Origin of the sequence: Acinetobacter sp. SM1B, from assembly GCF_003289665.1 — a bacterium.
GTDB classification, from domain to species: Bacteria; Pseudomonadota; Gammaproteobacteria; order Pseudomonadales; family Moraxellaceae; genus Acinetobacter; species Acinetobacter schindleri.
The window spans coordinates 1,838,105-1,851,072 of the sequence record NZ_QMBM01000001.1; the positions used below are offsets into that span (position 1 = coordinate 1,838,105).

The window sequence follows — 12,968 nt, forward strand, 5'->3', positions numbered from 1 at the left end:
TCCCTCTCCTGTTAGGAGAGGGTTAGGGAGAGGTATTTTTTAATTCAGTACACACCGTCCACAAATCCTCCAACACGACATCCGTCCGCCCCAACACGTCATGATTCCAATACCGAACTACTGTTAAACCTAAAGCCTCTAAAAACTTGGTTCGATCAGCATCATATTAGATGGCATCATCCGTTCCATGCTGACTGCCATCTAGCTCAATCACCAAACCAATTTCATGACAGTAAAAATCCACAATATAAGGTTTGATCACATGCTGACGCCGAAATTTAAGATTCATAAATCGCTTAGCACGTAGAAGTTGCCACATTAAAGCTTCTGCATCAGTGGCGGTGTGACGCATGGATTTGGCGAAGATGAGTAGTTGGGGATCTGTCTTAATGTCACTTCAATAAGCACCATACAAAGATGATGCTTAATTCAGAATCAATGATAAAATTAATCCAATGACCAACTAAATGTCCTTTTTTTAAGTAAAATTTTTAAGTATTCAAAATCCTTGTAAGCATCTAAAAGATTTTTGTCTTTTAATAGTTTTTCTTGTATATCAATCAAATCTCTTTGATATTTCTTAGTCAAATCAATCGGTTTAAAGGTCTGTTTATAAAAACCAGAGCCGACCCAATCAAATGAATAAACAATATCATCTACCTCAAATTGCAATTGCTCAATTTGCTCTTCTAGCAATAGATTATAAAGTTTCAAATGCTCATTTGCGATTTTAACTGCCTGTTTTTGATCAACTTGTGCTGCATAAGCACGTAATTTTAACAAGGTCAGTAAATCTTTCTGCTCTAAAGCTGAATTGGCTTGCTGTAATAATGCTGTCTTTTCAATTTGTTTTTGCTCATCTTGCTCACGATCAGGATGAATCAGTGAAGCAATTTTTAAATAAATCTTTTTCAATGACTGCTCTGCCATTTTTTTTGCTTCTTCAAGCTGTGCTTGCTTTTTTAAAATCTTCTTTTTTTCTTTTTCAGCAAATTTTTGATAATCATTACGCTCATCTTCATTAAGTTGGTTTTGTAGAAAGTCAGCTTCTTCTCGATCTAATTTATCTTTCACTTTTTCCATAAACGCTTCGAGATTATCAAGATCTAAATCGAAGTCAAGCCAATCAACTGTCACCCCTAATTGATCTGCTAGAATTTCTTTCATGACTTGTTTCTTCATCATTTCATCAGCATCCTGTGCTTGATTCGAATGATCATTGACATGAATATCGACTTCCTCAGAGTGAGAATCCACTTCTATAAGCTCGTAATGTTGAGCGATGATAACCGTCAACTCATGTTGCTGTGCAGATAGATTAGGATTATTCAGAAGCTGACTCGCTAAAATTGAAATTTTTTCATCTAAACGCTGTAAATATGTTCTTGCGATTTTATGCGTATTTTTATATTGCCAGAGGGTCTCTAATTGACTAAATAAAATTTGGTGCCACTGACTATATAAAGGTAAAAGTTCTTTACTTGCCTCCTGTTGGACTTTTTGCTGCGCTTGTTGCCATTCTTCTAATACAGCTTGTAATTTCTCAATTTTATTAACCAAGCGATTAAACTTTTTCTGTTGTGGGGATAAATTTTCAGTTGCTTGATACGCACTTAAATCCAAAATGCTCATGATCTGACTTCATTACCTATTTCAATACTTTTAATATCTTAACATGATGAATCCTTAAGAACTTTTGACCTATTTAAAAATCTTAAGTTACTTATAAAATCCCATGCTCCATCAACATCTCCACCCCACTCACTTTCTTCATATACTTCAACCGTTCCTTTTCCCCTTTTAGCTGCTTTTTCAGCGCTGAAGTATCCGCATCCACCTGCTTATATAAATCGGTAATTTTGACCTTGCCTGTATGGGCTTTTTTATTCCAGCTCAACAATTGAATAATCTCTTCTATCTGGTCATCCAGTTTCTGGCTTTGTAGATCTAAAGCCAGTTGATAAAACTTTAGCTGCTCGGAACTTAAACCCTTTTGTGAAACATCCCGATTCTGCTCAATCTGGATTTGCAGTTTCAGCAAATAAAATAAATCCTGTGCTGCATAGGCTTCATTTGCCTGCTGCAACAGCTCAGTCTTTTCTATTTTTTTCGCTTCATCCGGTTCACGATCCGGGTGAATGGTTGCCGCAATTTTTAAATACACGGTTTTTAAGGACTGCTCGGCCAGCTTTGCAGCTTGCTCCAGTTTTTCCTGCTGGCGTTTTAACTTGGCTTGCTCACGTGCCTGACTGTACTTTTCTCTATCCCATTCCTCCAAGTCATCGGATGCTATCTGATCCGAATCACTTTCTTCATCGAAAAATAGCTCTATCTCCTGGGCGCTTTGCTTTTTATTTTTTCTGCCTTGCGTGTATTCAATATGCTGTTGATAATAATTGTAAATGTCGTCAACGATCTGGACATGTTGCCCTGATAAAGATTGAGAATCTTTTAAGTAAGCTGCAAGAGACTGGATTTTTACATCCAGCTGCGTCGCCTCGGCCTTGGAAAATTCAGCCTCATGCAAATGCGTCCAGAGCTGTTCCAGTTGCTGAAACAGCACTGTATGTAACTCATGATAGACCGGCATCAAGGTTTGACGGGTATATTGCTGAATCTGTTCCTGCGCCTGCTGCCACTGCTTCAGTTCAAGCTGCTGCTGTTCAATTTTATTAATCAAACGGTTCAGCTTTCTCTGCTGCGGTGAAAGCTCGGCATCGGGCTGAACAGTGGTTTTCAAATCAAAAGACATGGCAAACATGCAAAGCAAATAAATGCTATTTTATCCCTAAAACTTTTAAGTGACTGCTGATTTACTGCAAATAAAAAAAGCAGACCGCAGTCTGCTTAAGGGAGTTATCAATTAATTTTCAACAATAACCCGTCCATTTAAGGGCTGAATCGGACGATTATTCGGATGTCCCATAAGTTTTGAGAACGCTGCAATCTGTTGTGCCGAAGCCTGCTGAATATCTTTTAGAATTAGCCAGCGTACCCCTTCCGAACACGGCGGTGTGGTCAGTGATCCGCTAAAGCGATAATAATCAAGGTTTTTAGGCAGCATCTCATTTACCGGTTGCGGTTTGCTTAATACCACTTTTTCACCTTGTTTTTTCGGCAAACGGTTCCACATACGTTTGAGCATCTGGCTTTCTGCACCTTGTTCAAACATCATCCCCACTACAGCCAGCTCACCTTTGGCATTGGCATGTACAAAGTGAATTTCGAGTGGATAGCTTTTGCCCTTGATCAAGTTTTCACTCGGGCTATGCAAATGAAACTGTTTCAGTACAAAGGTATCGCCGTCCAGCTGCAATTCGCCACCTTGAGCAAAATCCACTTGTACGGTATGACCTTTATTCTCGATCGCATGAATCATGGTGTTATAGCTGAACTTTAAAGGTTCCAGTTCTGCCTTTACGCTGCCTTCGATATTAATAGGTGACTGATTTACGCTATTACATGCAGTATATTTATCGCTCAGTGAACCCCACTGATGGGTATGCTTATAATCCCAGTCTGCATCCGCATATGCCGTATTCATCAGTCCAAAAGCAACTGCACATAACATGGCCTTTTTCATCTATTCACCCACCCTTGTTATCAATCATCTTGTCAAAATGCATGAATATTCATACATTAATTTTCCATACGATATAATTAAGCAACTGATTTATTAATAAAATAATATCTATAATAATGATTATGATATTAAAAAATTCAGACGGGTATTATTAAAACAGAGCGGAAATTTGAAACAAGCACAAAAGATTCCATTCTCAAACTTGAATGTCGTTAGAGTTTTATAGTTTTGTTATTAATTGAAAAATATAATATTTTTAAATTGGTAATTCATGTTCATCATCGGCTAATTGATAACTGATGATACCGAGATCTTACCTGTATAAACATAATCACTAAACTTCACATCCAAGTTCATTGCTACACTCAGTTCACCTAAGGAAATATGAGCTAAGCCTATGGATTTTTTCACGATTTTTATCCATGACACTGACTGGACCTTTATTGGCGAAATTCTGCTGCGCTGCCTGGTCATGTATACCATGATCATTGTATTCTTGCGCTTGACCGGTAAACGTGGGGTACGTCAACTTTCCATTTTCGAAGTCGCAATTATCTTGGCTTTGGGTTCGATCGCAGGCGATCCTATGTTCGATGAAACACTGCCTTTGCTGCAGGCGTTTATCGTCATGTCTACCATCATTATTTTATACCGTCTTACCACCTACCTGACCATGCAATATCAGTCCTTCGAAGATCTGCTCGAAGGCAAACCGCTTTATATTGTCGAAAATGGTGAAATGGTGCTTGAGCATATTTCCAAAGGCAAAATGTCGCATGATGAATTCTTTGCCGAAATGCGTCAGCAAGGTGCTGAACACTTAGGACAAATTCGTACTGGACTGCTGGAAAGCGATGGTAAATTCAGCATACTCTTTTACAGTCCCGAAGAAGTCCGTTATGGCTTGCCCTTATTTCCTAAAGCCCAAAAAGATCTCATTACAGAAGTTGAACCACATACTTATTATGCCTGTCTGCATTGCGGCAACGTAGAGTTGCTGTCTAGTCCAGATGCAATCTGCCAGCGCTGTGAATATTGCAAATGGATCAAAGCCATCAATACCCAGCGTCAGACTTAATGTTTGAGATAATCCAGCACTTGAGCCAAATTCTGGATCTTGTGTTCTATCTGCTGTAAAGGCGTATGGAATCCTTCCATCCATAAAGTCTGCATACCGGCATTCTGTGCACCCTGAATATCATTGACAGGATGGTCTCCAATATAAAGACAATGCTCTGGAGCCACAGCAAGTTTTTGCGCAGTATATTGAAAAATTTCAGGATTTGGCTTACTGATACCAACCAGACCTGAACTCATGATTTCATCAAAATAATGAGCAAAACCCAGCCCGTTAATAATATTCATCCGAGTGTCATGTCCACCATTGGAAATAATCGCCAGCTTATAATCTGCGGCTTTAAGTGATCGCAATAAGTTTTCTGCTTGCGGCATGGCGACGGCGAACTGGCCAAAATACTGGAACCAGAAATCACTCAATTCTTCTAATGCTGGCTGAGATTGCCAGGACAATTCTTGCAGAAGCGCAAAAGCGACTGATCCACCAATTGTGGAATGGGTCAGCAGTTCTTTTTTCGGATAGCCACCATTATCAATACGGCGTACGATCTCGGTAATTTTTGCGATATCGGCTAAATTTAGCATCTGACTATATTGCTCTGCCAGATAGCGACTATAAGCCTGTACACTCAAATCGCGATGCGTCAGTGTATTATCCAGGTCAAATAAAACAGCTCGTACAGTCATAATAGTTACATCAAACTTTTGTGTTTACTTTAACAGCTCAAATCCTGCTGCTAATGGGTTTAAACTCATAAGCTATACAAAATTCCATATAAAAAGGCGATGTAAAAACATCGCCTTTTTTTCAGATCACAAAATCTAAATTAGAATTTGTATTCAAAGCCTGTACCTACAAGAACCTGTTTGTCTTCATCAGAACCTTGTTCAATAGTCAGGTAACCAGCATGACCGTATGCTTTTACTTGTTTAGAAAATGCATAATCAAGACCTACTAAGAATTGATTCGCTTCAAAATCAGGAGCTGCTCCATTTTTGAAAGCTACAGTATTTTGGCTATATTGCCCTTTCACAGTCCATGCTTGAGCATTCGGCAGATTATATTCCGCACCAATTAACCAAGCTTGAGCATCATCAATTAAACCTGCTGTTGTTACTTCTTCAGCTGTTGGGCTTACAGAAGCTTTATTAACGTCAGATACTTGATATAAAGCACGCAAAGATAAGCCATTATCTAAATTTACACGACCAATTGCACGGATTGTGTCTGCTGAAGCTAGTGTATTTGTTGATTCATCTACTTCACGTTCAGAAGCTTTAGAATTTAGGAATCCTCGGCTTAAGAAACGACTTGGAATAGCTTTGTCATAGCCCAAACCAGCAAGGAAAGTTTTATCTGTATAAGTGATTGAAGAAGACCATGAATCACCTAAGCCACGACCAGCAACTTGAGCACCACCATTAGTTGTTTTAATACGGCTTTCATCTTCACCTGTAGCTAATAAAGCTTTCGCTTCAATTTTACCTTGACCAACGTTAAAAGCTGGTGTTTCGTATACAAGGACATTATCAATGCGGTTTTCACCTGTCATAATACCGTGTACATCTGCAGAGTTATCTACATAGTTATTAAAAGTATCAACTGCAGCAGAAAGCTGTTTTACTGGAGTATCAATTTTACCAGCTTTTAATGCACCTAATTTTGCATCTTTTAAACCAATTAAGATGTTACGTGGTACAAAAGTATCATTTCCTGAACCACCTTGACCGTCATCACCATAGAATGTGAATTCAGCTTGATATAATGCACTTAAACGATCAGTTAGCTTCTCATCGCCTTTTAGACCTAAAAATGAGTTATTAGAGTTAATTTCTGTAACATCACGATCGTTACCAGTCGCACTGTCAACTTTTACATAGTCAACACTTAAGTCAACTTCACCATAAAAAGTTGGTGCTGCAAAAGTTGTCCCCGCCAATAGGCTCAATGCAATCGCTGTCGCTAACTTGGTTTTCATTTCAATAATCCTTTGGTTTATTTTGTAACAAATCATACACAACGTCTTTATATTACAAAATTATTAAAAATGTATTTATATATTCTTTTTAGTACTTTAGGCTAATATCCAATCAAACATTTGATTTAGATAATTTTTCAATCAATTTTACGGTATTTTATCCAACCGTTTATCGGGATTAAGCACAATATTGCAGTAAAAACGATGCCATACAGATAATCCTGATAACCCAATCTATCCCCTAATATTCCACTTATGCTATAAAGCCCGCCACTTACCGTCGCCATGATCGCTACTTGAAACGTAAAGTCCGTTCCCGCCAGATGTTTACGGCTGTATTGCATAACTAAAGTCAGCATCACGACTAATAACATGGCAGAAATCATATCTTCAGCCGCATTAATCAAGTAAATCACCATGGGTGTAACTGACTGTTTGGCTTCGTATTGCATTGCCAGCCAGGTATACGCCATTAGGGTAATAATTTTGATAATTGAGAAAGCCATCAAAGTTCGGGCACGGGAAAATATTTTCAGGCACCAACCAGCCAACCCTGCTCCAATCAGTGCCGCAAATGCACCGAACATAGTCACGTAAACCCCGATCTGGCTAAAACTCAGCCCCATATCTACCATTAACGGTTTTAATAGAGGTCCAGACAGGCCATCCGCAATTTTAAACGTCACCAGAATCGCCAGCCACCAGCGTAAAGTAGGCTGTTGGAGAAAATATTGAAAATAGGTTTTTAACTGGAATTTATTTTGCTGGGCTTTGGCAATCTCGTTCAGGTTTTCATGTTGCGGCTCTTTAAATAAAAGTATGGGTAAAGTATTCAGAAAGACCAGAGCTGCTAAAATCAGGAACGTCGTTTGCCATTGCAGGATATCCAAAAGCCATAGGATGGCACCCCCACCGACAATAAACCCCAGACGTGAACCCATCACCTGAAAGGTATTACCCCAGTGTTGCTGGTCATTTCTCAGAATATTGACCGCGAGTCCATCCGTAGCAATATCCTGTGTCGCTCCAATACCATTCATAAATAACAGCGCCACAAAAAAAGCTAGCAGATAAACTGGCTGATTTAATGCCTCAATTGGTATAAAGGACAGGATGATGAGTACGATGACAGACAATAACTGTGCGGGAATAGTCCAGCTACGATAATGGCCTTTTGTAGAACCATAACGATCGACTAGAGGTGCCCAAAAGACTTTGATTGACCAAGGCAGCATCAGCAGGCCGAATCCCCCAATATGCGTCAAAGATACACCTTGAGCACGCAAAATTACTGGAAGTGCATGCGTCATAAATCCTACCGGCAAGCCTTGCGCCCAGTATAAGGAAAATAGCAAAACATAGAGGTTGCGCATGGCCGGCATTAAAAGTCCTTGGCTGATCAAATATTCCAGAAAACATCATCTGGCATGGATATTTTGCCAGTGAAAAAATTATCACGAAGCAATAATATAATAAAAAACAAAGAATATTTTCGTAATTCAAGAGTCTTATAAGATGGCAAATACTTCCTTTCCTGACCTACCTGCTTTAGTCCCTGGGCGTGGCAGTAAATTCAGCCGGACATTTTATAAAAAGCTTTTTCTTGCTCAAGGCTGGAAAATGGAAGGTGAATTTCCAAATCTGCCAAAAGCAGTTGCCATCATTTCTCCGCATACCTCTAATATTGATGCCTGGTTGGGCTTTAATGCTCTGCTCGGTCTCGGCATTCAGATCACGATTTTTGGCAAGGACAGTTTATTCCGTACACCACTGAAACCGATTCTGGAATGGATTGGTGTGGTTCCGGTGGTACGTGATACTCCTCAAGGACATACCCGACAGATTGTTGATATCATTAACAAGACTGATCGAATCTGGATAGGCATGGCACCTGAAGGTTCGCGTAAGGCACCGGAAAAAATCCGTAGCGGTTTTTATCATATTGCCAAAGCTGCCAATCTGCCGATTGTGATGTTTTCTTTTGACTATGACATTAAAACCATTCATATCCTGGGCGTATACCATTTAACCGGTGATTATGAATATGATCTGGAGCAGATCTATGCCCATTATGAAGGCAAGATCTCGGCAAAAAACCCGGACTGGATTGCCAAGCCTTTACAAAAACTGGTGAAAAAACGCTAGGCAAAATGTCTTTTTTTTGCTCTGATAACCATAATTTGCTTATTTAATCCTCTATTTTTAGAATGAAATTAATTCGTTATGCAATGATTGGGTGTTTGGGCCTGAGCCTTGCAGCCTGCGACAGAAGCCCATCGAAACCTGTTGTTACCCCGACGCTTAAAGCCCGTGAACCTGTCATTGCCCTTGCCTTGGGTGGTGGCGGAGCGAAAGGTTTTGCCCATATCGGTGTGATTAAAGTCCTTGAATCACATGGAATTAAACCTAAAATTGTGACTGGAACCAGTGCCGGCAGTTTTGTCGGCAGTCTGTATGCCAGCGGTAAAACTCCATATCAGCTGCAACAAATTGCGCTTAATTTTAAAGAGGCGGATATTCGTGATCTGACTTTAAACCGTCAGGGCATTATCGCCGGTCAAAAGCTACAGGATTATGTAAATAAGAACGTGGCCAATAAACCCATTGAACAGTTCCCGATCCGTTTTGCTGCGGTAGCTACCCGCCTGGATAATGGCCGTAAGGCTGACTTTATCAAAGGCAATGCTGGTCAGGCGGTACGTGCCTCTTGCAGTATTCCAAATGTCTTTGTGCCAGCGGTGATTGGGGGTAACAAATATGTCGATGGTGGATTAGTCAGTCCAATTCCAGTGAAAACAGCCAAAGATATGGGAGCGGATATTGTCATTGCAGTTGATATCTCAGCGCGTCCGGATGCCAACAAAGCCATGAACATGTTTGGCCTACTGGATCAGACCATTAATATCATGGGTCAGCAAAGTATTAATGAAGAACTGGCTCAGGCTAACGTGGTCATTCAGCCGAAGGTCGGACATATTGGTACACTGGATCTGAAATCGAGTAATGAAACGATTCTGGAAGGTGAAAAGGCGGCCCAGTTAAAAATCCGGGCCATTGAAAAGGCCATCAGCGATTTCAGCAAGTCCCCAGCTGCATTACAACCGCCACGCAAGGCCAGGTTCTAAATCGGGATTGCAGGTATTCATCCGCTGCTGCATCTGCTACATTGAAGTGAAGATAAAAATCATGATGAATATTTAATTTTGAATTACATAGGTTAATTTATGCAATTTGTTCTTGAACCGTGGCACTGGTTTGTACTTGGCATTATCCTGATTCTGTCAGAGTTAATTCTGCCAGCATTTGCTGCACTCTGGTTTGGTATTGGGGCCATTATGGTGGGTATTCTGTACTGGATGTTCCCGATGATGGGACTGACCACGCAGCTACTGACCTGGATCGTTCTCTCTGTGCTGTGTACCCTGGCCTGGTTCAAGTTTATTAAACCGCTGTCTACAGACAAGACCAAAGCCGGACTGTCACGTGAGGCCACCATTGGCCAAGTGGGGATGGTGATTCAAACCAATCTGGATCACGGTCAAGTCAAAGTCCGCTTTCCGCTCCCTGTCCTCGGTTCAGATGAATGGGAATGTCGTACGCTCAGTCCGGTACAAGTTGGCGACCGGGTTCGTGTGGTCGATATTCTCGGCAATGACCTGGTGGTACAACCACATAGCAATAATTAAGAAAAGGAAAAGGTGAAAAAGACATGAGTATAAGTTCTATTATTGTATTGGCCTTGCTGGTCTTTGTGGCTGTCACCATCTTCAAAGGTGTACGAATTGTTCCTCAAGGCTATAAATGGATTGTACAGCGTCTGGGTAAATACCATTCTACCCTAAATCCTGGCTTGAACTTCGTGATTCCTTATATCGATGAAGTTGCTTATAAAGTGACGACCAAAGATATCGTGCTGGATATTCCTTCTCAGGAAGTGATTACCCGTGATAATGCAGTCTTGCTGATGAATGCCGTAGCTTATATTAACCTGACTACACCTGAAAAAGCCGTGTACGGGATTGAAAACTATTCATGGGCGATTCAGAACCTGGTTCAGACTTCATTGCGTTCGATTGTCGGTGAAATGGATCTGGATGATGCCTTGTCATCTCGTGATCACATTAAGGCACGTTTGAAAGCCAGTATTTCAGATGATATCTCTGATTGGGGGATTACCCTGAAAACCGTAGAAATCCAGGACATCAAACCATCGCATACCATGCAGGCAGCGATGGAAGAACAAGCAGCGGCTGAACGTCAACGTCGTGCCACAGTAACCAAAGCCGATGGTGAAAAACAGGCAGCCATTCTGGAAGCAGATGGTCGTCTTGAAGCCTCACGTCGTGATGCGGAAGCACAAGTCGTACTGGCTGAATCTTCACAGCGTGCTATTGATATGGTAACTCAGGCGATTGGTGATAAAGAAATTCCTGTGGCTTACTTACTTGGCGAGCAATATGTAAAAGCCATGCAGGATATGGCGAAATCTCAAAATGCCAAGACTGTGGTCTTGCCAGCAGATATTATGAATACCATTCGTGGCGTTATGGGTCGCAACAATTAACTGTTAAGAAATATGAATCAAATAGGCAGTCGAATGACTGCCTATTTTCATTTAAATCAAGAAAATCTCAGCAAAGATTGTGAAATTATGGTTAAATTTCGCGTTTATTTTTGAAATCTTCTGGATTTAATGTTGCATGGCTTTCGGATTAAAGACCATAACATTCGCCATAATCCTTATTTCGATCTACTGTCCAACTTAAAAATGGATACCGTATGAGCTCCCTAAATCCAACCTTAATCACCTTTCTATTTTATATTGTTGCCATGATCATAATTGGCCTGATGGCTTATCGCGCGACAACAAACTTTTCCGACTACATCTTAGGGGGCCGACGTTTAGGTAGTTTTGTTACTGCACTTTCTGCTGGTGCTTCCGATATGAGCGGCTGGCTGCTGATGGGTTTGCCCGGGGCAATTTATCTTTCAGGTCTGTCTGAAATGTGGATTGCAATTGGCCTGATTATTGGTGCCTGGCTAAACTGGCTCTTGGTGGCTGGACGTTTACGTGTACATACTGAAGTACAGCACAATGCCCTGACCTTGCCAGATTATTTCTCGAACCGCTTTAACGACCAGAAAAAAGTTCTGCGTGTGGTTTCTGCATTCGTGATCCTGATTTTCTTCGCTATTTATTGTGCTTCAGGCATGGTTGCAGGTGCACGTCTGTTTGAAAGCATGTTTGAACTGCCATACAGTACTGCCCTCTGGATTAGCGCGATTGCGACGATCAGTTATGTATTCATTGGTGGCTTCCTGGCCGTCAGCTGGACTGACACGATTCAGGCGGGTCTGATGATCTTTGCTTTGTTGTTGACACCAATTGTGGCTATTTTATCTTTCTCCGATATGTCACAAATCACTTTGGCACTTGAAGCGGCTCGTCCACAAGCCATGAATGTCATGGGTGATCTGAGCTTTGTTGCGATTATTTCCTTACTGGCTTGGGGTCTGGGTTATTTTGGTCAACCGCATATTCTGGTGCGTTTCATGGCAGCAGATTCGGTGAAATCAATTCCGAATGCACGTCGTATTGGCATGACATGGATGATACTGTGTCTGGGTGGTGCGGTCGCAGCCGGTTTCTTTGGTATTGCTTACTTCCAGGCACATCCAGAACTGGCAAGTGTAGTCAATGCCAATCCTGAAACCGTATTTATGGAACTGACTAAAATTCTGTTCAATCCATGGATTGCCGGTGTGGTTCTGGCTGCAATTTTGGCTGCGGTAATGAGTACACTCAGCTGTCAGTTACTGGTGTGCTCAAGTACTTTGACTGAAGACTTCTATAAATCTTTTCTGCGTAAAAATGCTTCTCAGAAAGAACTGGTTTGGGTAGGTCGTTTGATGGTGCTACTGATTGCCCTGCTTGCGATCTGGATAGCGGGTAATCCGGCATCTAAAGTGCTTGGTCTGGTTGCTTATGCTTGGGCTGGTTTTGGTGCTGCATTTGGTCCATTGATTATCCTGTCACTGTTCTGGAAACGCATGACCCTGAATGGTGCCTTGGCCGGTATGATTGTGGGTGCAACTGTTGTGATCCTATGGAAAAACCTGTTCGCTGCGACTGGACTGTATGAAATCATTCCAGGTTTCGTCTGTTCAATGATCACTATTATTGTGGTGAGCTTGATGGGCAAAGCCCCGACAGAAGAAATTACTGACCGTTTTGAACAGGCAGAACGTCTGTACAATGAAAGCAAATAAAATGAGCTAAAATAAAAAAGAGGACTAAATGTCCTCTTTTTTATGCGCTGTATCCCTAT

Annotated in this window: 12 protein-coding genes and 1 pseudogene; 6 read left to right on the top strand and 7 right to left on the bottom strand. The window is 41.1% G+C overall.

All coding sequences use genetic code 11. The annotated features are described in order from the left end of the window. Nucleotides 1–22: 22 nt before the first annotated feature. The 4 genes and pseudogenes from C8322_RS08855 to C8322_RS08870 all read right to left on the bottom strand — a co-directional run bounded on the left by C8322_RS08855 (nucleotide 23) and on the right by C8322_RS08870 (nucleotide 3,583). A pseudogene (locus tag C8322_RS08855) lies at nucleotides 23–391 on the bottom strand (endonuclease domain-containing protein). 56 nt (nucleotides 392–447) lie between these two features. After that, nucleotides 448–1,632: a molecular chaperone DnaJ gene (locus tag C8322_RS08860; protein WP_111810525.1), complete on the bottom strand. Its 1,185-nt coding sequence runs from the start codon at nucleotides 1,630–1,632 to the stop codon at nucleotides 448–450. Between the two features lie 91 nt (nucleotides 1,633–1,723). Further along, nucleotides 1,724–2,752: a molecular chaperone DnaJ gene (locus tag C8322_RS08865; protein WP_111810752.1), complete on the bottom strand. Its 1,029-nt coding sequence runs from the start codon at nucleotides 2,750–2,752 to the stop codon at nucleotides 1,724–1,726. Between the two features lie 111 nt (nucleotides 2,753–2,863). Beyond that, on the bottom strand, nucleotides 2,864–3,583 hold the full coding sequence (locus tag C8322_RS08870) for a carbonic anhydrase (protein ID WP_111810526.1): 720 nt from the start codon (nucleotides 3,581–3,583) through the stop codon (nucleotides 2,864–2,866). 397 nt (nucleotides 3,584–3,980) lie between these two features. On the opposite strand from C8322_RS08870, the gene C8322_RS08875 reads away from it, so the two are divergent. Beyond that, on the top strand, nucleotides 3,981–4,661 hold the full coding sequence (locus tag C8322_RS08875) for a DUF421 domain-containing protein (protein WP_111810527.1): 681 nt from the start codon (nucleotides 3,981–3,983) through the stop codon (nucleotides 4,659–4,661). Here the strand turns inward: C8322_RS08875 and C8322_RS08880 are convergent. The 3 genes from C8322_RS08880 to C8322_RS08890 form a co-directional block, all read right to left on the bottom strand. Next, the gene (locus tag C8322_RS08880; RefSeq protein WP_111810528.1) at nucleotides 4,658–5,347 is read right to left on the bottom strand and encodes an HAD family hydrolase; all 690 of its coding nucleotides are present in this window, start codon (nucleotides 5,345–5,347) and stop codon (nucleotides 4,658–4,660) included. The two genes, C8322_RS08875 and C8322_RS08880, sit on opposite strands and share 4 nt — an antisense overlap. Before the next feature lie 140 nt (nucleotides 5,348–5,487). Then, entirely contained in the window at nucleotides 5,488–6,639 is a 1,152-nt protein-coding gene (locus C8322_RS08885; protein WP_111810529.1) for a porin, read from the bottom strand. A gap of 137 nt (nucleotides 6,640–6,776) precedes the next feature. Beyond that, on the bottom strand, nucleotides 6,777–8,021 hold the full coding sequence (locus C8322_RS08890; RefSeq protein WP_111810530.1) for an MFS transporter: 1,245 nt from the start codon (nucleotides 8,019–8,021) through the stop codon (nucleotides 6,777–6,779). A 133-nt stretch (nucleotides 8,022–8,154) separates the two neighbouring features. Here C8322_RS08890 and C8322_RS08895 point away from each other — a divergent pair, with 133 nt between their 5' ends. From C8322_RS08895 to putP, 5 genes are all read left to right on the top strand, one after another. Further along, nucleotides 8,155–8,784 carry a 1-acyl-sn-glycerol-3-phosphate acyltransferase gene (locus C8322_RS08895; protein ID WP_048881392.1) on the top strand — a complete coding sequence of 210 codons (630 nt, stop codon included), beginning with the start codon at nucleotides 8,155–8,157 and terminating at the stop codon, nucleotides 8,782–8,784. Nucleotides 8,785–8,846: 62 nt separating this feature from the next. Then, nucleotides 8,847–9,764, top strand: a complete 918-nt coding sequence (locus C8322_RS08900) for a patatin-like phospholipase family protein (RefSeq protein ID WP_034592511.1) — start codon at nucleotides 8,847–8,849, stop codon at nucleotides 9,762–9,764. Between the two features lie 99 nt (nucleotides 9,765–9,863). After that, nucleotides 9,864–10,325, top strand: coding sequence for an NfeD family protein (locus C8322_RS08905; protein WP_004810952.1), 462 nt, complete (start codon nucleotides 9,864–9,866; stop codon nucleotides 10,323–10,325). Nucleotides 10,326–10,348: 23 nt separating this feature from the next. Continuing rightward, entirely contained in the window at nucleotides 10,349–11,203 is an 855-nt protein-coding gene (locus C8322_RS08910; RefSeq protein WP_111810531.1) for an SPFH domain-containing protein, read from the top strand. A 215-nt stretch (nucleotides 11,204–11,418) separates the two neighbouring features. Continuing rightward, a complete protein-coding gene (putP, locus tag C8322_RS08915; protein ID WP_111810532.1) occupies nucleotides 11,419–12,909 on the top strand; it encodes a sodium/proline symporter PutP in 1,491 nt (496 codons plus the stop codon). Nucleotides 12,910–12,968: the final 59 nt, after the last annotated feature.

Excerpts from the sequence above, each read along its gene's own strand:
- C8322_RS08875 (WP_111810527.1), top strand. The coding sequence starts at position 3,981 with ATGGATTTTTTCACGATTTTTATCCATGACACTGACTGGACCTTTATT.
- C8322_RS08900 (WP_034592511.1), top strand. The coding sequence starts at position 8,847 with ATGAAATTAATTCGTTATGCAATGATTGGGTGTTTGGGCCTGAGCCTT.
- C8322_RS08885 (WP_111810529.1), bottom strand. The coding sequence starts at position 6,639 with ATGAAAACCAAGTTAGCGACAGCGATTGCATTGAGCCTATTGGCGGGG.
- C8322_RS08870 (WP_111810526.1), bottom strand. The coding sequence starts at position 3,583 with ATGAAAAAGGCCATGTTATGTGCAGTTGCTTTTGGACTGATGAATACG.
- C8322_RS08860 (WP_111810525.1), bottom strand. The coding sequence starts at position 1,632 with ATGAGCATTTTGGATTTAAGTGCGTATCAAGCAACTGAAAATTTATCC.
- C8322_RS08890 (WP_111810530.1), bottom strand. The coding sequence starts at position 8,021 with ATGCCGGCCATGCGCAACCTCTATGTTTTGCTATTTTCCTTATACTGG.
- C8322_RS08865 (WP_111810752.1), bottom strand. The coding sequence starts at position 2,752 with ATGTCTTTTGATTTGAAAACCACTGTTCAGCCCGATGCCGAGCTTTCA.
- C8322_RS08880 (WP_111810528.1), bottom strand. The coding sequence starts at position 5,347 with ATGACTGTACGAGCTGTTTTATTTGACCTGGATAATACACTGACGCAT.
- C8322_RS08910 (WP_111810531.1), top strand. The coding sequence starts at position 10,349 with ATGAGTATAAGTTCTATTATTGTATTGGCCTTGCTGGTCTTTGTGGCT.
- putP (WP_111810532.1), top strand. The coding sequence starts at position 11,419 with ATGAGCTCCCTAAATCCAACCTTAATCACCTTTCTATTTTATATTGTT.
- C8322_RS08895 (WP_048881392.1), top strand. The coding sequence starts at position 8,155 with ATGGCAAATACTTCCTTTCCTGACCTACCTGCTTTAGTCCCTGGGCGT.
- C8322_RS08905 (WP_004810952.1), top strand. The coding sequence starts at position 9,864 with ATGCAATTTGTTCTTGAACCGTGGCACTGGTTTGTACTTGGCATTATC.